17 protein-coding genes and 3 pseudogenes are annotated in these 18,398 nt (G+C 66.2%); 8 read left to right on the top strand and 12 right to left on the bottom strand.

Annotated features, from left to right (window positions below; genetic code table 11):
* Positions 1 to 99 precede the first annotated feature (99 nt).
* From NG701_RS03100 to NG701_RS03080, 5 genes are all read right to left on the bottom strand, one after another.
* Entirely contained in the window at positions 100 to 486 is a 387-nt protein-coding gene (locus NG701_RS03100) for an RNA-binding S4 domain-containing protein (RefSeq protein ID WP_252564447.1), read from the bottom strand.
* 99 nt (positions 487 to 585) lie between these two features.
* Positions 586 to 1,239, bottom strand: coding sequence for a GntR family transcriptional regulator (locus NG701_RS03095; RefSeq protein ID WP_252564445.1), 654 nt, complete (start codon positions 1,237 to 1,239; stop codon positions 586 to 588).
* Positions 1,240 to 1,355: 116 nt separating this feature from the next.
* Entirely contained in the window at positions 1,356 to 2,363 is a 1,008-nt protein-coding gene (locus NG701_RS03090) for a transketolase family protein (protein WP_252564443.1), read from the bottom strand.
* Positions 2,360 to 3,226: a transketolase gene (locus NG701_RS03085; RefSeq protein ID WP_252564656.1), complete on the bottom strand. Its 867-nt coding sequence runs from the start codon at positions 3,224 to 3,226 to the stop codon at positions 2,360 to 2,362. The genes NG701_RS03090 and NG701_RS03085 overlap by 4 nt, the downstream gene beginning before the upstream one ends.
* A gap of 50 nt (positions 3,227 to 3,276) precedes the next feature.
* A complete protein-coding gene (locus NG701_RS03080; protein WP_252564441.1) occupies positions 3,277 to 4,614 on the bottom strand; it encodes an MFS transporter in 1,338 nt (445 codons plus the stop codon).
* A 187-nt stretch (positions 4,615 to 4,801) separates the two neighbouring features.
* On the opposite strand from NG701_RS03080, the gene NG701_RS03075 reads away from it, so the two are divergent.
* From NG701_RS03075 to NG701_RS03060, 4 genes and pseudogenes are all read left to right on the top strand, one after another.
* Positions 4,802 to 5,626 carry a sugar phosphate isomerase/epimerase family protein gene (locus tag NG701_RS03075; protein WP_252564439.1) on the top strand — a complete coding sequence of 275 codons (825 nt, stop codon included), beginning with the start codon at positions 4,802 to 4,804 and terminating at the stop codon, positions 5,624 to 5,626.
* 25 nt (positions 5,627 to 5,651) lie between these two features.
* The gene (locus NG701_RS03070) at positions 5,652 to 6,428 is read left to right on the top strand and encodes an SDR family NAD(P)-dependent oxidoreductase (RefSeq protein ID WP_252564437.1); all 777 of its coding nucleotides are present in this window, start codon (positions 5,652 to 5,654) and stop codon (positions 6,426 to 6,428) included.
* Positions 6,429 to 6,472: 44 nt separating this feature from the next.
* A pseudogene (locus NG701_RS03065) lies at positions 6,473 to 8,197 on the top strand (dihydroxyacetone kinase family protein); the annotation flags it as partial.
* Between the two features lie 51 nt (positions 8,198 to 8,248).
* Entirely contained in the window at positions 8,249 to 8,758 is a 510-nt protein-coding gene (locus tag NG701_RS03060) for an RpiB/LacA/LacB family sugar-phosphate isomerase (protein ID WP_305884613.1), read from the top strand.
* Here NG701_RS03060 and NG701_RS03055 read toward each other — a convergent pair.
* Both NG701_RS03055 and NG701_RS03050 read right to left on the bottom strand, forming a co-directional pair.
* Positions 8,755 to 9,759, bottom strand: a complete 1,005-nt coding sequence (locus tag NG701_RS03055) for an aldo/keto reductase family protein (RefSeq protein ID WP_252564435.1) — start codon at positions 9,757 to 9,759, stop codon at positions 8,755 to 8,757. The two genes, NG701_RS03060 and NG701_RS03055, sit on opposite strands and share 4 nt — an antisense overlap.
* 80 nt (positions 9,760 to 9,839) lie before the next feature.
* Positions 9,840 to 10,523 (bottom strand): annotated as a pseudogene (locus NG701_RS03050) (aldo/keto reductase); the annotation flags it as partial.
* On the opposite strand from NG701_RS03050, the gene NG701_RS03045 reads away from it, so the two are divergent.
* Positions 10,506 to 10,700: a hypothetical protein gene (locus NG701_RS03045; protein ID WP_252564431.1), complete on the top strand. Its 195-nt coding sequence runs from the start codon at positions 10,506 to 10,508 to the stop codon at positions 10,698 to 10,700. The pseudogene NG701_RS03050 and the gene NG701_RS03045 overlap by 18 nt on opposite strands.
* Positions 10,701 to 10,760: 60 nt before the next feature.
* On the opposite strand, the gene NG701_RS03040 is transcribed toward NG701_RS03045, so the two are convergent.
* A complete protein-coding gene (locus NG701_RS03040; protein ID WP_252564429.1) occupies positions 10,761 to 11,525 on the bottom strand; it encodes a hypothetical protein in 765 nt (254 codons plus the stop codon).
* A gap of 216 nt (positions 11,526 to 11,741) precedes the next feature.
* Here NG701_RS03040 and NG701_RS03035 point away from each other — a divergent pair, with 216 nt between their 5' ends.
* The gene (locus NG701_RS03035; RefSeq protein WP_252564427.1) at positions 11,742 to 12,143 is read left to right on the top strand and encodes a YchJ family protein; all 402 of its coding nucleotides are present in this window, start codon (positions 11,742 to 11,744) and stop codon (positions 12,141 to 12,143) included.
* On the opposite strand, the gene NG701_RS03030 is transcribed toward NG701_RS03035, so the two are convergent.
* The 4 genes from NG701_RS03030 to NG701_RS03015 all read right to left on the bottom strand — a co-directional run bounded on the left by NG701_RS03030 (position 12,140) and on the right by NG701_RS03015 (position 15,956).
* Complete coding sequence (locus tag NG701_RS03030; RefSeq protein WP_252564426.1) at positions 12,140 to 12,931, bottom strand: M48 family metalloprotease; 792 nt, start codon at positions 12,929 to 12,931, stop codon at positions 12,140 to 12,142. The two genes, NG701_RS03035 and NG701_RS03030, sit on opposite strands and share 4 nt — an antisense overlap.
* Positions 12,932 to 12,982: 51 nt before the next feature.
* Positions 12,983 to 15,013, bottom strand: a complete 2,031-nt coding sequence (locus NG701_RS03025) for an acyl-CoA dehydrogenase family protein (RefSeq protein ID WP_252564425.1) — start codon at positions 15,011 to 15,013, stop codon at positions 12,983 to 12,985.
* Positions 15,014 to 15,076: 63 nt separating this feature from the next.
* Positions 15,077 to 15,379, bottom strand: coding sequence for a hypothetical protein (locus NG701_RS03020; protein WP_252564423.1), 303 nt, complete (start codon positions 15,377 to 15,379; stop codon positions 15,077 to 15,079).
* 172 nt (positions 15,380 to 15,551) lie between these two features.
* Positions 15,552 to 15,956: a PepSY domain-containing protein gene (locus tag NG701_RS03015; protein ID WP_252564421.1), complete on the bottom strand. Its 405-nt coding sequence runs from the start codon at positions 15,954 to 15,956 to the stop codon at positions 15,552 to 15,554.
* Positions 15,957 to 16,107: 151 nt separating this feature from the next.
* Between NG701_RS03015 and NG701_RS03010 the strand changes: the two genes are divergently transcribed.
* Both NG701_RS03010 and NG701_RS03005 read left to right on the top strand, forming a co-directional pair.
* Entirely contained in the window at positions 16,108 to 17,568 is a 1,461-nt protein-coding gene (locus NG701_RS03010) for a DUF3375 family protein (protein ID WP_252564410.1), read from the top strand.
* A gap of 2 nt (positions 17,569 to 17,570) precedes the next feature.
* Positions 17,571 to 18,371 (top strand): annotated as a pseudogene (locus tag NG701_RS03005) (DUF4194 domain-containing protein); the annotation flags it as partial.
* Between the last annotated feature and the right edge of the window lie 27 nt (positions 18,372 to 18,398).

The raw sequence follows: 18,398 nt of genomic DNA, 5'->3' as shown, positions 1-18,398 counted from the left end.
CTGATAGCTCAGTCGCGGAGCAGGACTCTGACCCGACGGGAACATTGATGAAGGGTTTCACAGCAGTCCCCACGTACCGACGCTGCTGGCCTCGAGGGCCTAGGTTGCGGGGCCCTTGAGCCGTTCCATCTCGCGGCGGTCCTTCTTGGTGGGACGTCCCGCGCCACGGTCGCGCTGCGGGAGGCCCAGTGCCGGCGCCACCGACCTTGGCGGCGTGTGGTCGGTGAAGCAGTGCGAAGCCACCTCTGCGCCGACGCGTTTGGCGATCAGGCGGCGGACTTCGAGGGTGCGTTCGAAGCCGGACATCCGCACGGTGACGGTGTCGCCCGTGACCAGAGTGGCCGAGGCTTTGGCCGGGCTTCCGTTCAGCCGCACGTGCCCGGCCCGGCACGACGCGGTGGCGGCAGAGCGCGTCTTGTAGGCGCGGATCGCCCACAGCCACGCATCAATGCGGACGCTGGCGGGGGAGGACGGAAGGATGGTCATGGCTGGCACCGAGTATACGGCGTCGGTCTCCTACGGTCCCTCCCGGAAAATACACGGCCGCGAGCGGCAGGCTGCCCGGGCTGTTCTAAGTCCGCTGCCCTACGCCACAAGGTTCGCAGCAGCGGTGTCCATGTGCTCGCGGATTGTGTTCCGGGCCAGCGAGGCGTCTCCGGTCTCGATGGCGGTGACGATGTCGTAGTGCCGGTCCACGCTCATGTTCTTCACACCCTTGTCCCGGCCCGCGAACATGATGGACATGCGGATGGACCCTTCCAGCGACTCCCAGGAATGCAGCAGGGTTTCGTTGCCGGTCAGGCGGCACAGGGTCCGATGGAATTCCAGATCCGACTCGATGCGTTCCTGCAGGCTGGCCTGCTCTGCGGCGGCCATGGCTTCAATGGCGGCCCGCAGCGAGGTGATGACGTGCTCCCGGTCCGGGAGTTCGCACAGGGTGCGGGCCGCCAGGGATTCAAGGGCTGCCCGGACGGAGTAGATGTCGCGGATTTCCTTCTCATCCAGGTGCCGGACGGAAAGCCGGCCCCGGGGCCCGGGGGAGAGGAGGCCTTCCTGTTCGAGTTGGCGCAGCGCTTCCCGCAACGTGCCGCGGCTGATCTGGAGCATTTCCGACAGCTCGGTTTCCACCAGATGCCGCCCCGGTTCCAGCTCGCCGCTGGTGATGGCGGCGCGCAGTGCCGAGAGGGCCTGCTCGCGAAGGCTCTTCTTTTGCAGTCCCAGCAGCGTTGCTCCGGCCATCGTGGTACTTCCTCAATGTCAGTGGTCAACTGTTTACAGTCGATGTGTTAACTGTCGATGGTACGCCAGAAGCGCGGCGCCAGCTGGTACGGCCCCGCGCTTCCGGCGAAACGCTTCTACTTCAGCTCGGCGAGCACTTTTGCCACGATCTTCTGGACCGTGAGTCCGTAGCGGTCGTGGAGCGTCGGGAGCGCGCCGGCGTCGAGGAACTGGTCCGGCAGCGCCACCGGCACCACGCGTTTGCCAAGTCCGGCGGTGACGATGGCGGACGCAACCGTTTCGAAGAGGCCGCCGATCACGCTGTGGTTTTCCAGGGTGATGGCGAGCCGGTCGGTGTTGATTTCGGCCAGGACGGTGGCGGCGTCGAAGGGTTTGATGGTGGGTGTGTGGACGACGGCGACGTCCACGTTGTGTGCCGCGAGGGCTTTCGCTGCCTGCAGGGCGCGCATGGTCATCAGCCCGGAGGAGATGAAGACAACGTCGTTGCCGCCGCGCAGAACCTTGGCTTTGCCGAGCTCGAAGGTGTAGTCGTATTCGTCCAGGACCGTGGGCACGTTGCCGCGGAGCAGGCGCAGGTAGGTGGGTCCGTCGCTGGCGGCGAGTTGGGGGACGGCCTGCTCGATGTCGATCGAGTCGCAGGGGTCCACGATGGTCAGGTTGGGCATGCCGCGGAAGATGGCCATGTCCTCGGTGGCCTGGTGGCTGGGTCCGTAGCCGGTGGTAAGGCCCGGGAGCCCGCCGACGATGTTGACATTCAGGTTGGGTTCGGCGCTGTCGAGGCAGAGGAAGTCGTAGGCGCGGCGTGCGGCGAACACGGAGTACGTGGAGGCGAACGGGATGAGCCCGGTTTCGGCCATGCCTGCGGCGGCGCCGAAGAGGAGCTGTTCGGCCATGCCCATCTGGAAGAATCGTTCGGGGTACGCCTGGGCGAAGATGTGCATGTCGGTGTATTTGCCGAGGTCCGCGGTGAGGCCGACAATTTTGTCGTTCTCCTGCGCGGCTTTGACGAGCGCATGCCCGAACGGTGCGGAGGCAGTTTTCTGGCCGGGGTCGGCGAAGGACGCGATCATTGCCGACGTCTTCAACTTCGGTGCGGGTCCCGTGGAAACGGCTGCGGTGCTCATCGGGCGTCCTTTCCTTCGTATCCTGCGGTCAGCTGTTCGCGGCAGGTCTGCCATTCGTGTTCTTCGATGCGCATAAAGTGCGCCTTTTCGCGCTCCTCCAGCAGAGGGACGCCGCGGCCCACTTTGGTGTCGCAGAGGATCACGGAGGGACGTCCGACGGCGGCGGCCTGGGCGGCCGCGTTGTCGAACGCTGCGAGGAGCGCGGCCATATTGTTGCCGTCCACACGCTGGGTGTACCAGCCGAACGCTTCCCATTTTTCGGTGACGGGCTCGGTGCGGAGGACGGTGTCGGTTTTGCCGTCGGCCTGGAGGGCGTTGATGTCCACCATGGCGGTGAGGTTGCCGAGTTGGTGGTGGTGGGCGCCCATGGCCGCTTCCCAGGTGGAGCCTTCGTCGAGTTCGCCGTCGGAGAGGAAATTGTAGATCCTGGCCGAAGAGCCTTGGTAGCGCAGGCCTAGGGCCATGCCGACGGCGATGGGGAGGCCGTGGCCCAGGGATCCGCCGGAGATTTCCATGCCGGGGGTGTAGGTGGACATCCCGGACATCGGCAGCCGGGAATCGTCCGAGCCGTAAGTTTCGAGTTCTTCCACGGGGATGATGCCGGCCTCTGCCAGCGCCGCGTAGTGCCCGATCGCATAGTGGCCGGTGGAGAGCAGGAAGCGGTCCCGGGCCTCCCATTCGGGGTCCTCGGCGCGGAAACGGAGCTGGTCCGAGTACACAGCGGCCAGCATGTCCGCGGCGCCGAGGGCCTGGCCCACGTAGCCCTGGCCCTGCACCTCGCCCATGTTCAGGGCATGGTGCCGGATCCGGTACGCCGCGGCGCTGACGCGTTCGAGGCGTTCTGAATCGGTCTCGTGTGACATTCGTTCCGTGTGGGGGAGTTCGTGCGTGTGCAGTTCGTGAGTCACGGTCATCAGACGCTCACCGACTGGGGGGTGCTTTTGGTGGCCTCATCCGCGAGCTGGCGCTCGCGCTTGCCCCAGGTCTCCCGGGTGACCAAGGCGGCCCACAGGCCGATGGCCGCGTAGAAGCTGAAGAGGATCGCAGGACCCATCCAGCCCAGGGAAACGAAGAGCAGGGTGGTGACGAAGGGCGTGAACCCGGAAACCATGGCCGAGATCTGGTAGGCCAGCGAGGCGCCGGAGGAGCGGGTCTTGGCCTGGAACAGTTCAGGGAACCACGCGCCCTGGGCGCCGGCCAGGGAGTTCTGGCAGACAGCGTAGGAAATGGCGACCGTGGCGATAATGGCAAGGAACATTCCGGTGTTGACCAGCAGGAACATGGGGATGCCGAAGAGCAACGCGAAGGCGGTGGACCAGATGTACAGGGGCCGACGGCCGATCCTGTCCGTGAGCCGGGCCCAGGCCATGGTGGCGAAGATGCCGATGGCCGAGGCGATGCAGAGGGCCACGAGGGTCTGGGTCTTGTCGGCCAGGTGCTGGGTGTGGAGGTAGGAAATCATGTACGTGATAGACACGGCATAGCCGGCGGTCTCCGCGATGCGCAGGCCGATGCCCTTGACGATGTTGCGCCAGTCAGTCTTGATGACCTCGATGATCGGGGACTTGACGATGGAGCCGCTTTCCTTGACCTCGTCGAAGACCGGTGATTCCGGGACCTTCGAACGGATGATCAGGCCGACGGCGACGAGCACGATGCTGGCCAGGAACGGGACACGCCAGGCGAGTTCGCCGCCCAGGTTCACGCTGACGAGGAAAACGAGGTTCGCAAGCAGGAGGCCAACCGGGAAGCCGGCTTGGACGATGCCCGTGTACTTGCCCTTGGACTTCCAAGGCGCGTGTTCGTAGCTCATGAGGATGGCGCCGCCCCACTCAGCGCCGAAGGCGAGGCCCTGGACCACTCGGACGAACACCAGCAGAGCCGGGGCCAGCAGGCCGACCTGCTCGTAGGTGGGCAGAAGCCCGATGAGGAACGTGGCCACACCCATGAGGATCAGGGAGGCCACTAGGACGGGCTTGCGTCCTACCTTGTCGCCCAGGTGGCCGCCGATGATGCCGCCGATGGGGCGGGCGGCGAAGCCGACGCCGAGGGTGGCGAAGGCTGCCAGCGTGCCCGTCACCGGATCCCCGGTGGGGAAGAACGCCGTGCCGAAGTACAGTGCAGCCGCGGTGCCAAAGCCGATGAAGTCATACGTCTCGATTACGGCGCCAACGCCGGACCCGATTGCGACGCGCTTTGCGTCCTTTGTGCCATGCACGTGGCCGCGCATTTTGAGAGCCTCATTGCTCATTGCTGAATCCCTTTCGAAGAGCGAGGAACGCTTCCGCACCGTCGCTGTCGACTGTTAACAAATGATATGCCATTGTGACCCGCATCATGCGTCAATGTCAACAGTCAATGTTTGAGGTTGACTGTCAACAATGAAATCATCTACAGTGATTCACATCACCACCCACTCGTTCAGAGGATCAACGACGATGTTCAATTCCCGACTCGGCTGCTCGTCCATCAGCTTCAGGCACCAAGACCTGCCGGCCGCTCTGCGGACCATCAGCGGCCTGGGATTCGACGAAATCGATCTCGGCGCCCTCCCGGGAGTATGCGATCACGTGCCGTACAACCTGGATGCAGCTGCCGTTACTGCGGTGACTGCGGAAGTTGCCGCCTCCGGCCTGCGCGTCCGTTCCGTCAACGGAGATATCGGCGATCTCAACGCAGTGCTCGACGACGGCCAGCAGGTTTCCCGCGAACGGCACCTCGAGGCGCTGCTCACGCTCGCCGCCAACACCGGGGCGAAGGCGCTGGTCCTTCCGTGCGGGGCGCTGAGCCACGAACCGGTTCGGAGCGTCGACGAGGACCTGGACCAAATTGCCGCCCAACTGATCCATGCCGGACAGCGGGCGGCGGAGTTCGGCGTCGAGCTCTGGACCGAATCCCTGCACTTCCTGAGGTTCTGTTGGAACCTGGAACGCGCGGAACTGCTGGCCGGGCGGCTGGCGGATACCGGCGTCGGAATTGTTATGGACTTCAGCCATATTGTCGCCGCCGGCGAAGATCCGCTGGAGTACCTCTCCCGCCACGAGGGCCGGATCTCCCACGTCCACCTCCGCGATGCCGTGCCCGGCAACATCAACCTCAGCATCGGCAACGGCCAGGCAGACTTCGCCGCCGGGCTCAGCGGCCTCGCGGCGAGCGGCTACACCGGCCACTTCTCCCTCGAGCTCGAAACCCGCGACGTCACGCACGACGAACGCCCCGCGGCCGCCGCCAAGGCTGCCAGCTACATCACCGACCTCATCTGACACAACACACCATCCAAGGAGCATCATGAACACCACCATCCAGCGCACCGCCGTCCTCACCGGGGCAACCTCGGACCGCGGCATCGGCATCACCACCGCCCGCCGCTACGCCAGCCAGGGCTGGGCGGTGGTTATCCTGGACCTGGACGGCGAGAAGTCCGCAAAGGTCGCCGCCGACATCGGCAATGAGTTCAACGTGCCGGCATTCGGGCACGAGATCGACGTCGCCAACGAAGGCTCCGTCAACGCCGCCTATGCCGCCGTAAAGAAGGAGATCACCGCAGGGATCCTCCCCCCGGTGGGCGCCCTGGCCAACATCGCCGGCATCACCTCCCCGGTCCCGTTCCTGGAAACTACTCTGGACCTCTGGCACAAGGTGATGGACGTCAACGCCACCGGAACCTACCTGGTCACCAAGGCGTTCCTGCCGGACATGATCGAGAACGGCTGGGGCCGGATCGTCAACATGTCCTCGGTCTCCGCCCAGCGCGGCGGCGGCGTGTTCGGAAAGGTCCCTTACTCCGCCGCGAAGGCCGCGATCCTGGGCCTGACCAAGGCGCTGGCCCGCGAAATCGGCGCCACCGGCGTCACCGTGAACGCCATCACGCCCGGCGCCGTGGATACCAACATCCGCGTGGGCAGCACCGACGAGCAGGAAGCCGCCATCAACGCCGGCATCCCCTTGGGCCGGAACGCCACCACCGAAGAGATCGCGGCCGTCATCACGTTCCTGTCCTCCGAGGAATCCGCGTACCTCACCGGAACCACCATCGACATCAACGGCGGAAGCCACATCCACTAACAGCGCTCCACCCAGAAGACTAAGTCCACGTCAGAGAGCCCACCATGACCAAGATTTTCAACAATCCCTCCGAATTCGCAGAAGAGGCCCTGGCCGGATTCTGCGACATCCATTCCGGGCTGGTGCGTCAGGTCCCCGGCGGCGCCGTGCGGCGCCACCGCCCCGCCAAGCCCAAGGTGGCGGTCCTCGCCGGCGGCGGTTCCGGACACTACCCGGCGTTCGCCGGGCTGATCGGCACCGGACTGGCCGACGGGGCCGTGGTGGGCAACATCTTCACGTCGCCTTCGGCGCAGCAGGCCTACGCCGTGGCCAAGTCCGCGGATTCGGGCGCCGGCGTCATCTTCACCTACGGCAACTACGCCGGGGACGTGATGAACTTCGGCATGGCCAGCGAACGCCTCGCCGCCGAAGGGATCCAGGTCGAGAACGTCCTGGTCACCGACGACATCGCCAGCGCACCGCCGTCGGAATCCGACAAACGCCGCGGCATCGCCGGTGACTTCACGGTCTTCAAGATCATGGGCGCTGCAGCTGAGGCGGGCGCTGACCTGGCCGACGTCGTCCGCCTGGGCCGGAAGGCCAACAGCCTGACGAGGACCATCGGCAGCGCCTTCCACGGCTGCACGTTCCCCGGCGCCGACGCCCCGCTGTTTGCGCTTCAGGACAAGCAGATGGGCCTCGGCTTGGGAATCCACGGCGAACCCGGTCTGTTCGACACTGACTTGCCGTCCGCCAAGGAACTCGGGCAGGAATTTGTGGCCCGGCTGCTGGCCGAAACCCCGCCCGGCGCCGGCGACCGGCTCGCGGTGATCCTCAATGGGCTGGGGTCCACTAAGCACGAGGAGCTCTTTGTCCTCTGGCTGACCGTGGCCCCGCTCCTGCGGGACGCCGGCTACACGCTGGTGATGCCCGAGGTGGGCGAGCTCGTCACCAGCCTCGACATGTCCGGCGTCTCCCTCACCATCACCTGGCTGGATGCGGAGCTGGAACCGCTCTGGACGGCGCCGGCGGAAACCCCTGCGTACCGCCGGGGAACTGCCGCCGTTCAGTCAGGGGACGCCTCCGGCGAGGAAACGTCCGACGCCGGGACGGCCGATGCGCCATTCGAGGCCGACGCCGACTCCCGCACCTACGCCGTCCAGTGCGTTGCGGCGCTCGAAGCCGCCCGCCAATCGCTGCATGCGGCCGAATCACGGCTGGGGGACCTCGATGCCGTGGCCGGCGACGGTGACCACGGCCGCGGAATGGTCCGCGGGATCGACGCCGCCGCCACGGCAGGCGCCGCGGCCGGTACCCGAGGTGCCGGGGCGGGCTCGGTCCTGGTCGCCGCCGGTGACGCCTGGGCAGACAAGGCCGGCGGCACCTCCGGGGTTCTATGGGGTGCGGGGCTCCGCGCATTGGGCGAATCCTTGGGGAACCACAGGGTCCCTGGCGCCGAGGAACTGGCGGCCGGAATGAGCGCCTTCGCTGCCAGAATCACTGACCTGGGGAAGGCCGGACCGGGCGACAAGACCATGGTGGATGCGCTCCTGCCGTTCACGGAAGCCTTCACCCGGCTGGTGCAGGAGGGTGCAGAACCGCGTCAGGCCTGGGCCTCCGCGGCCCTTGACGCTGTGGCGGCGGCCGAGGCCACGGCCGCACTCCGCCCACTGAAGGGACGGGCGCGGCCACTGGCGGAGAAGAGCCTGGGCACGCCGGACCCCGGAGCAACGTCCCTCGCCATGATTTTCACCGTCATGGGGCCCTTCCTGGCAGGTTCGGGCCAGCCCGGCTCCAGCCAATCACGCATCACATCCAACCAGACCGCAAAGGGCGCTTTCATGACCATGGACCCAGCAACCCCCATTCCAGCAACCCCGGGACTGCGCCTGGTCCTCGGCGCCGATGAGGCCGGCGTCGACTACAAAAACCGCATCCTGGCCGACCTGCAGGACGACCCGAGGATCAGCGAAATCATCGACATCGGGGTCAACCGGAGCGATGCCCCGGCGGACTTCGTCAGGCCCTACCCGTACGTGGGCATCGCGGCAGGAGAGCTGATCCGCGACGGGCGTGCCGACCGTGCCATTCTGTTCTGCGGCACGGGAATCGGTGTGGCGATTGCCGCCAACAAGGTGGACGGAATCCGCGCCACGACGGCCCATGATTCGTTCTCCGTGGAGCGGTCCGTCCTGTCCACTGACTGCCAGGTCCTCACCATGGGGCAGCGGGTTGTGGGAGTGGAACTGGCCAGCAGGCTGGCCCGCGAATGGATCGGCTACACGTTCGACCCCACCTCGGCCTCGGCGGACAAGGTCAAAGTGCTCACGGACTTCGAAGGCTGCTCCTAGGCTTCCCGGGTGGCGGGGGACTTGGTCTGCGCCGGATCGCGTTCCGCGAGTGAGCCGATGGCGTCGTCGATCTTCTTCAGGACCTCAGGCTCCAGGACCACACCCGCGGCGCCCACGCTGTCAGCGATCTGCTCGGGGCGTGACGCGCCCACGATGGCGGAGGCCACGTTCGGGTTCTGCAGGACCCAGGCCACCGCAAGCTGCGGCATGGTGAGCCCGGCTTCCGAGGCGATCGGCTTGAGGTCCTGGACACCGGCGAGGACGTCGTCACGCATCCAGCGCTGGATCATCTTGGCCCCGCCCTTGTCATCCGTGGCGCGGCTGCCCGCAGGCGAAGGCCGGCCGGGGAGGTACTTGCCGCTCAGCACGCCCTGCGCCATGGGGGACCAGACGATCTGGGACACGCCCAGCTCCTCCGACGCCGGCACAACCTCAGCCTCGATGACGCGCCACAGCATGGAGTACTGCGGCTGGTTGGAGATCAGCTGGAAACCCAGTTGCCTGGACAGCGCGTGGCCGTCGCGGAGCTGGTCTGCGGTCCATTCGCTGACGCCGATGTACAGCGCCTTGCCCTGCCGGACGATGTCCGCGAACGCCTGCATGGTCTCTTCCAGTGGCGTCTCGAAGTCGTACCGGTGGGCCTGGTAGAGGTCCACGTAGTCCGTCTGGAGCCGGCTGAGCGAACCGTTGATCGATTCCATGATGTGCTTGCGGGACAGGCCCAGATCGTTTTTGCCCTTGGGGCCGGTGGGGCCGTAGACCTTGGTGAAGATCTCCAGGGACTCGCGGCGCTCGCCCTTCAGCGCTTCACCGAGGACTGTCTCCGCGGCCGTGTTGGCGTAGACGTCCGCCGTGTCAAACGTGCTGATGCCGGCGTCGAGCGCGGCCCGCACGCACTGGGTGGCGACGTCGTTCTCCACCTGCGAGCCGTGCGTCAGCCAGTTGCCGAACGTGATTTCCGAGACTTTGAGGCCGCTGTTTCCGAGGTATCTGAATTCCATGGTTTCCACGCTAGCGGAGATAGTTATTTAGGGAAAGGGCTTTCCGCAAACGCACGACGGCGTTGCGGCCGCCCCCGCGATCAGCGGCGGCGGAGTTCCGCGTACTCCAGGGAGGGCACTATCGCCCCGGCGTCGCGCTCCACGAAGTTGGTCCCGGGCGGCACCAGTTCGTCGATTGCATCCAGCACGGACTCCCCCAGGAGGGTGTCCGCTGCCTTGAGATAGGCCTTGAGATGGTCCTCGGTGCGCGGGCCGATGATCACACTGCTGACGGCGGGGTGGTTCAGCGCGAACCCGACGGACAGTTCCACGAGCGAGATTTCCAGCTTGTCGGCCAGCCGGGCCAGCGCGTCCGCAGCATGCAGCTTCCGTTCGCTGGACGGCCCGGAAATGTCGTAGCGTCCCGGGAGTGAATGGACGCGGGTTGGCGGTTTCCCGGCATCGAGGACAAACTCGCCGGACAGCCACCCCCCGGCCAGCGGACCGTACGCCAGCACGCCCAGGCCGTACTGCTGCGCGATGGGCAGGACATCGCGCTCGTTGCCGCGGACCAGCATCGAATAGGGGACCTGGTTGGCAACGGGCGGGATCAGGTGGTTCGTGGTGGCCAGCCACTGGGCTTCCACGAGCTGCGCCGGGGTGAACACCGAGGTGCCGTAGTAGAGGATCTTTCCCTGCCGGATGAGGTCGTTCAGGGCGGTGATGGTCTCGAGCACGTCGGTGTTGTAGTCCGGCCGGTTCGCCTGGTGCAGATCGATCCGGTCTGGATGATGCGGATGCTTTCATCCGCGCCGGACCGCCCGAACACACGAAGTTCGCTGAGGCTCATTCCCCGGCTCCTCACGATCGATTTCCCACGCGGATTGCTGTGGATCGTCACGACGCTACACAAATTCGGCGGTGTGCTGCAGGAAAGCGCCATGGTGCTTCGCTTTTCGTAGCACGGGGTAACGCGGGCCGGGGCAGTGACGGTTTGTGACGGCCCGGGAGCCGCACGGTCCTCAGCTCCGGTCGGCAGGCAGCTTGGCCTTGAGGACGTTCGCGTGGCCGGACAACGACACCAGCGAGCCGGTGTCCAGCAGGGACAGGGGCGCGGGGGCGGGCGGCTTCGTGAAGGAGCGGGCGGCCCCAAGGCCGGCGCTCTCACGGCTGGGGTCGCGGTTGGAATTGTCCCGCGCAGGGTTGTCCTGGTGCAGCGCCGACTCCACCAACGGAGCCACCGCTTCCACCTTCGCTGCGGGAACGGAGGGGCCGGGAAGATCGCGGACCGAGATCTTGATTTCGGGGACGGCGGCCCGGGCGCGCGCCATGGCCCGGGCATCCGCTTCGGCCACCGCGGCAGCCCAGTCCTCGGCGAGCACCGGGGGTTCCTTGCGGGCCGCGGTGAGCAGCGGGTGATGCTCCACCGCATGGTGGAAGCGGGGCCGGAGTTCGGAGGGTTTCAGGAAGGTGCGGGCGTCTTGAAGGGCTTTGCGCCAGTCGCGCGGCGCGCTCACTGCGGCCGGGGCGGCAGCGCCGTCGTCGTGCGTTTCAACGGGGGCGCCCGACGGCGGCACGGACTCCCCGGTCAGGCGGACCAGGGGGAGGGCTTCGTGTTTGGGGAGCCGCCCAAAGAGGGCCATTACGGTCAGCACAAACAGCCGCCCGGCGCCCGCAAGCAGCAAGGTGATGACCACCAGCAGGAACAGGCCCAGGAACATCAGGAGCGCCAGGCCGAGCGTGCCGAAAAAAGTCAGGTTGAGAGCGATCGTCGTTGAATCTCCCACGTCATCTCTCCTCTCTGCCGGCGGCGGAGTCCGTCCCGGCACTCATCACCACGGGCAACAGCCCTCCTCCACCTTACGGACTATTTTTCGGTCCTGCCGCTCCCGGGCGGGGTTCGTCCGAGGTTGTTTCGAAGCTGTTACCGGATATGACCACACCGGCCGCGGCCTATAGTCGGAAGGGACCCACAAGGTCCGGACAACCGCGACAGGAGCACCATGCCCGAGAATCCGATCGACGCCGGCCCCTGCGCTTGCCTGTCCGGCGAGGCCTACGCGGATTGCTGCGGGCGGTTCCATAATGGCGGGGCCGAAGCCGCCACGGCGGAGCAGCTGATGCGCTCCCGCTACAGCGCCTTTGTCCTGCTGGACGCCGAATACCTCCGGAAAACCTGGCACCCGGATACTGCACCTTCGGACCTGGACCTGGACCCGGCCATGGAGTGGCGCCGCCTGGACGTTCTGTCCACGAGCCGCGGCGGCCCATTGGATACTGAGGGGACCGTGGAGTTCAAAGCCCACTTCCGGCACAACGGCGAACGCGGAGTCCACCACGAAACCAGCCGCTTCGTCCGCGAGAACCGCCGCTGGTACTACGTCGACGCCGTGATGCTCGCCTAGCCCCCGTTGTACGTTTCGTCCGGCGTGAAGCCTGCCCGGTCCACCTTGCGGTGGAAGTGCATGCCCGCCAGGCCGCCGAGCACGGCACCCACCAGCGCGACCAGGGCCACCACAACGGCGGCAATGATGCTGGTGAGCGTCAGTTCGCCTTCGTTGATGGGGATCCGGGGGAAGCTGTTCAGGTTGGCCAGGACGTTGAACTGCTGGCCGGCGATGATGCCCAGCAGAGCAATCACCACCGCGGCAATAAGCGCCCAGATCCACACCATAAAACCCTGCCGGGCGCCGTTGAACCGGGCCATCCGGCCGGCAACGTAGCCGCCGGAGTAGTAGGAGACGAACAGGACCACCAGCAGGACAATGATGCCCACCAGCCCGACGGCGCCGTTGGTCGTCACCTGGTTGACGGCCTCGTTCACGTCGGTGTTGTTCGCCAGGCCTACCGCGGTTCCGGCTGCGGCCACAAAGGCTGTGAGCAGGACGGCCATGCCGGTGGCAGCGAGCCAGCCGAAAAAGGCCGAGCCCACTTTGATGCCGCCGAACTGTTCCTTCTCCCTGGCCACGGCCGTCTGCTGGTCGGTCAGGCGCGGATCCGTCAGGCGTGGATCCAGCACCGAAGCGTCGGCCACCGGCGCATAGTCCCGCTCGGCATACGGCGCCGGCGTCTGATCGAAGGCGCGCGTGGGCTCGCTATTGGCGAAGGCTTGGTCACGAGCAGTTTCATTCCGTAGATTCTCGTTCCGCGTCGTTGGCGGAAATTTGTCCTCGGGGTCCGTTTGGTTGCTCATGGGTCAACTCAACCACTGGCGACCAGCGATAACAAGCCTGCTTATGAGTTGCTAGCGGTACTTCCGGTGCAGGTTCTCCTTGCTGGATGCCCCCGGCGTCGCATCGGCGATCCACGGGCCGGTGCCCTCCGACTGATCCAGTACGCCCGCCTCAAGCCAGGTGTAATCCCCGGCCAGGACCTTGCGCGAGAGGATGTGGTCGCCGTCGTCCGTGTTCCGCCACAGCTGGTCAAAGTACTCGTCAATGCGGACGCGGGCCTGCTCACAATATGCCTCTGCAAGTTCGTAGGCACTGGCGGCACGTTCGGGCGTGGTGCGAAGGATCATCTCTGCCCGGGTACAGCAGGCGGCCATGGCGAACAGCTCGGCGCCGATATCCACCACCCGGCCCAGGAACGCCTGCTTGTACTCCAGCTTCGCCTGCCAGCGCCCCATGCCGTAGAACGTCTGGCGGGCCAGCCGGCGCGAGGACCGTTCCACAAAGCGCAGTTGCTTGGCCAGCCTGCCGAAGTCGCTGTAGGACCGGGGGTCCATTCCGGCGCCGGCCACCAGTTTGGGCAGCCAGCGGGCATAAAAACCTGAAGCCCCGACGGCGGCCCGCGCCTTGTCCTGGAGGCTCGCGTCCACGGACGCAAGGTCGCCGGCGGCGGCAAGGTGGGCATCCACCGCTTCGCGGGCGATGAGCAGTTTCATGATCTCCGAGGAACCCTCGAAGATCCGGTTGATCCGGAGGTCGCGCAGCTGCTGCTCGGCCGGAACCGCACGTTCGCCCCGGGCTTCCAGGGACTCCGCCGTCTCGAAGCCACGGCCACCGCGGATCTGGACCAGTTCGTCGGCGATCCGGCAGCTGATCTCCGAGGACCACAGCTTGGCCAGGGCCGCCTCGATCCGCACGTCTTTCTGCCCGGCGTCCGCGAGTTCCGCGGACAGTTCGAAGACGGCATCCAGGGCGAAGGCGGACGCGGCGATGAAGGCGATCTTCTTGCCCACTGCCTCATGCTTGCCCACCGGCTGGCCCCACTGGGTGCGGGCGTTGGACCATTCCCGGGCGATCTTCAGGCTCCAGCGCCCGGACGCGACGCACAACGCCGGCAGGGCGAGCCGACCCGTATTGAGCGTGGTGAGCGCGATCTTCAGGCCCTGGCCCTCACGTCCCAGCCTGTGGGCCGCGGGCACGCGCACCTGGTGGAACCGGGTGACGCCGTTTTCGATGCCACGCAGTCCCATAAAGGTGTTGCGGTTCTCCACCGTGATGCCGGGGGAGTCCATTTCCACCACAAAGGCGCTGATGCCGCCCTTATGCTCGGTGCCGTCCGCATCGGTGTGGGCCGGCACCACGGCCATCACCACCACAAGTTCGGCAATCACGCCGTTGGTGGTCCAAAGCTTCACGCCGTCCAGGACGTAAGTCCCGCCGTCGTCCGTGGGAACCGCAGTGCTGCCCATCCGCGCAGGATCGCTGCCCACGTCCGGTTCCGTCAGGAGGAACGCCGTAATGGCCCCGGCGGCGCAGCGCGGAAGATACTCGAGTTTCTGCTCCGACGTGCCAAAGACCTTCACCGGCTCCGGAACGCCGATTGACTGGTGCGCGGAGATCAGGGCGCCGATGCTCGGGTGGACACTGCCGAGCAACGCCAGGGCCCTGCCGTAGTAGACCAGGGACAAGCCGAGTCCGCCGTACTCCTGCGGGATCTTCATGCCAAAGACGCCAAGGCCCGCCAGGCCCTGGAGGTACTCGTCCGGGATCCTGGCCTCGCGTTCGATCACGCGGCCGGACATGGTGCGGGCGTACTCGGTGAGGCGCTCCATGAAGGCCTCACCGCGTTCCACGTCATCGGCTTTCGCTTTCGGCCAGGGGTGGATGAGGCTGAGGTCGAAATTCCCCAGGTAGAGTCCCTTGGCGAAGCTGGGCCGGTCCCAGCCGAGCTCGCGGGAGGCTTCAGCAAGTGCCCGGGCATCCGCTGCGGTGGCTTCGGGCCCGATATTGGCCGCGGCGACGGGGACTTCGGCGTCCGGGGCGTCCGTGGCAGGAAAATCGGTGGCAGGTGGGTTCGTGGCGGGACTGTCAGTGGCGAAGCTCATAGGGTATCTCCTCTGACCGGGATGTCCGGTTCAAGCCATGGATCCGCCGGGTTGGAGAACCCTTCAGCTGTCTCTCAACATTACCCGCGGGTAGCTTCCAGTGCTAGGGGATGGCTGACCCTGGAAGTCCCCGGGGATCTCCACGGTGGAGGCGTGGTGGACCAACCTGTCCCAGCCGTGGTTGATCCCGTGGACCACCGTCAGCAGCGTGGTGGAGGCGAGGAACCAGGCGAACTTGCCTACCCCCACCAGAACCAGGGCCAGGAAGCCCGCTGTCAGGACGAAGCCCACCAGAACCAGGGCAAACACCAGGGTTCCGATGAACACCATGGTGGCCGTCTCCACTGCACTTAAGTCGAACTGCATTGTTCCCCCTGCTGCGCCGTTGCTTCGGTTGAGATCAGTAGCATGAGCGTAGGGGGTGCTTAGGTGTCCCAGCCAGACCTGCCCAGCCGTCACGGCGGGTTGATACGGGATCGCAATGCTACCGGGACGTAGGTCACGGAGCGGTCGCGGAAGTCACTGTCCGCGCTTGCCCTTAGTCGTCGTCGAACTCCGGGGCGTCCTGGTTCAGGACCGCGAAGTCGGCGCCGAGCCCCACTTCAACCTCGGAACCGTTATCCAGCCTGACTTCAACCTCGTAGGCCACGTTCCCGTCACTTTCCCGTTCCACCTCGATGACACTGCCTTGGCCCACCCTGGCCAGCGCGGCGTTCGCGGCCTGGTCCCGGTCAGCAGTGTCAAGTGGTGCGAGATTGGCATCGTCGTCCTGGCTGGAGCCCGTAGCGGTGGACACATGCGAAGATCGGTCGACGTTGACCCCGATCATGCTCAAGGGCAGATCTCCGCTGGTCCGGGTGCTCGCGGCGACCGCCACTGTCGCGCCACCCAGAATGACAGCCGCAGCCGCCAAGCCGGTGATCAGTACAGCTTTTTCACGCATGACAAACTCCTCTCAGGTGATCTAAATAGTGTGCTCCCGCGGCCAGCAAGGTACAACGACTATTCGGTCGCGGGGCCTGCGTTAACCTTGTAGTTGGCAGTTTTCGCGATCCGCGCTGCCCAACCATCCCCCAGCAGCTGAAGGAGAGCGCGTGCCCCGCTCCGCCAGGTCATCCGCTGACGCGATCAGTGCCCGGCTCCGGGACCTCGAACTCCTCACAAAGGGACCCGCCTGGGCCCTGACGCGCTCGGCGCCGTGGGTGATCGCGGTGCTGCAGGCCTCCTTTACCCGCACCCGTCCGCAGCTGCCGCTCGAGGAGTTCCACGCCGACGTCGACTCCTTCCTTGAGCAGCTCCGGCGTCAGGAACCCGGGCTGGGTGGTGTCGCCATCGGCACGTCGTCCGGCAGGAACTATGCGGACGAGTGGACACGCAAGCATTTCCTGACCCGTCGCAACCAGTCGGGGCAGATCGTGTACGAGGTCACCGAGCCGGCCGCCCGCGTGCTTGCATTCCTGGACAGCCTCTCCAGCGAGCGGTCCACGCTGAACGGTTCCCGGCTGGGCACGCTCCTGGGCGACGTGGAGAAGCTGGCCAACGAGACCAATCCGGACCAGAGTGCCCGGCTGGAATCCCTTGAGGACGAGATCGGCGAACGGCAGCAGCTGATCCAGGACATCAGCTCCGGCGACTTTGACGGCCTGCTGGACGACGACGAAGCGGTGGAAGCCGCCGGGAACATCCTGGACCTCGCTGCCGGCCTGCCCGCCGACTACAAAAAGATGCGCGACCGCATCGAGGAACTGGTGGGCGAGCTGCGCAACCAGATCATCGAGGAGTCGCTGAGCAAAGGCGCCACCATGGCGCAGGTGCTCGACGCGGACAAGCGGCTGCGGCAGAGCCCCGAGGGCAGGACCTTCCGCTCCTTCACCGCATTCTTGGAAGACCCGCAGCAGCAGCTCCGGTTCCGGTCGGCGATCGGTGAGGTCCTCAGCCGGCAGTTCGCCGACGACCTTTCGCCGGAGGACCGCGAGACGCTCAAGAACCTGGTGGCCGAGCTCCGCCACCAGCACAGCCAGATCCAGCGGATTTACGGCAAGCTCAGCGAAAGCCTGAACACCTACGTCCAGAGCGACGACTTCCGCCAGTCCGTCCGTCTCCGGAAGGTGCTGCGCGAGGCCGAGCAGGCCATCAGGTCCCTGCCGTATGAACGCGAACGGCCGGGACTGGTCCGCGGTCCGGTGCTGTTCAACGCCGGGTTCGAATCGCTGGCCATGGTCAAGCTGTACGACCCGGACGAGTTCGCCGTGCCGCCCAAGCTCGCGGATCCCATTGCCTTCAGCGACTCGGACCGCGTGCGTTCGCCGAGGACGGGCAAAGCACGTCCCGACGCCATCCGGGCCGCCGTGGCCGGTGCGTCCACCCTGGCCGAAGCGTGGGCGCAGCTGCCGGCCGAAGAGCAGCACATCAACTCCATCCGCGCACTCCTCTCGCACGCCCTCCAGGATGGCGCGGCCTTTGACCGCGATGCCTGGGATGGCCTGGACTACGAACAGATCGACGGCACCACCCGCACGGCGTACCTGCCGGTGGTCACCCTCAAGAAGGATTGACGATGACTGAAGAAATTACGACGGCGGCGCCCCCGGCGGTCGACCCCGAAACTGCGGTGGGCGAGCCTGAAATTCCGGTGGTCCAGCGCAGCGGCGGAGTCACGCCCCGCGACACGTTTGTGGACGGCGCCGCACTGTTTCCCGGCGACACCGGCGTGCTCTCGATGAAGGTGCGCCAGGCGCTGGTCAAGCTGCTCAAGGGTCCGTACGTCGACGGCGGACGCGACGAAAAATTGTGGACCACGCTGCTGGATAACCAGATCATCCTGCGCAGCCGCCTGTCCGAGCTGTTCCTGACCCTGCAGCTGGACCACGAGCGCAAGATCGCCGTCCTGCGCCCGGTGGATCCTGAGGCCATCGGCGGCAGCAGCCGGTCGAGCATCCTACGCCAACAGCGTGCGCTGAGCAGGGTGGAGACCATCGTGCTGCTCCGCCTGCGGATGCTGCTGGACCGCCACGTCACGGCCCAGACCGATGCCACCATCACCCGGGAGGAAATCGCTGACCTCGTGGCCCACTACCAGCCCGCCGGACAGCAGGACGCGCTGCGGGATTCGGACGTGGTCACCCGTGCCATCACCAAGCTCCTGGCCCGCCAACTGCTCCTTACTACTAGCCTGGACGACGTCTACACCATCTCCAACGCCCTCCCGCTGGCCCTCCCCTTCGAAAACATCGGCGACATCCCCGCCCAAATCGAAGCCCTGGTAGCAGCCACGACAGATCCGACGGGCACAGAAGCGCTGATAGAGCTCGACGTCGACACAGGCGGTGAGGACGACGACGCCGATGCCGCCCCCGCCCCTCCGCCGGGCGGCTCTGCTGCAAGC

Source organism: Pseudarthrobacter cellobiosi, from assembly GCF_023913815.1.
GTDB classification, from domain to species: domain Bacteria; phylum Actinomycetota; class Actinomycetes; order Actinomycetales; family Micrococcaceae; genus Arthrobacter; species Arthrobacter cellobiosi.
The sequence above is the reverse complement of the archived record's forward strand: the minus strand, read 5'-3'. Positions and strand labels throughout refer to the sequence as shown.

Excerpts from the sequence above, each read along its gene's own strand:
- NG701_RS03100 (WP_252564447.1), bottom strand. The coding sequence starts at position 486 with ATGACCATCCTTCCGTCCTCCCCCGCCAGCGTCCGCATTGATGCGTGG.
- NG701_RS03095 (WP_252564445.1), bottom strand. The coding sequence starts at position 1,239 with ATGGCCGGAGCAACGCTGCTGGGACTGCAAAAGAAGAGCCTTCGCGAG.
- NG701_RS03090 (WP_252564443.1), bottom strand. The coding sequence starts at position 2,363 with ATGAGCACCGCAGCCGTTTCCACGGGACCCGCACCGAAGTTGAAGACG.
- NG701_RS03085 (WP_252564656.1), bottom strand. The coding sequence starts at position 3,226 with ATGTCACACGAGACCGATTCAGAACGCCTCGAACGCGTCAGCGCCGCG.
- NG701_RS03080 (WP_252564441.1), bottom strand. The coding sequence starts at position 4,614 with ATGAGCAATGAGGCTCTCAAAATGCGCGGCCACGTGCATGGCACAAAG.
- NG701_RS03075 (WP_252564439.1), top strand. The coding sequence starts at position 4,802 with ATGTTCAATTCCCGACTCGGCTGCTCGTCCATCAGCTTCAGGCACCAA.
- NG701_RS03070 (WP_252564437.1), top strand. The coding sequence starts at position 5,652 with ATGAACACCACCATCCAGCGCACCGCCGTCCTCACCGGGGCAACCTCG.
- NG701_RS03060 (WP_305884613.1), top strand. The coding sequence starts at position 8,249 with ATGACCATGGACCCAGCAACCCCCATTCCAGCAACCCCGGGACTGCGC.
- NG701_RS03055 (WP_252564435.1), bottom strand. The coding sequence starts at position 9,759 with ATGGAATTCAGATACCTCGGAAACAGCGGCCTCAAAGTCTCGGAAATC.
- NG701_RS03035 (WP_252564427.1), top strand. The coding sequence starts at position 11,742 with ATGCCCGAGAATCCGATCGACGCCGGCCCCTGCGCTTGCCTGTCCGGC.
- NG701_RS03030 (WP_252564426.1), bottom strand. The coding sequence starts at position 12,931 with ATGAGCAACCAAACGGACCCCGAGGACAAATTTCCGCCAACGACGCGG.
- NG701_RS03025 (WP_252564425.1), bottom strand. The coding sequence starts at position 15,013 with ATGAGCTTCGCCACTGACAGTCCCGCCACGAACCCACCTGCCACCGAT.
- NG701_RS03020 (WP_252564423.1), bottom strand. The coding sequence starts at position 15,379 with ATGCAGTTCGACTTAAGTGCAGTGGAGACGGCCACCATGGTGTTCATC.
- NG701_RS03015 (WP_252564421.1), bottom strand. The coding sequence starts at position 15,956 with ATGCGTGAAAAAGCTGTACTGATCACCGGCTTGGCGGCTGCGGCTGTC.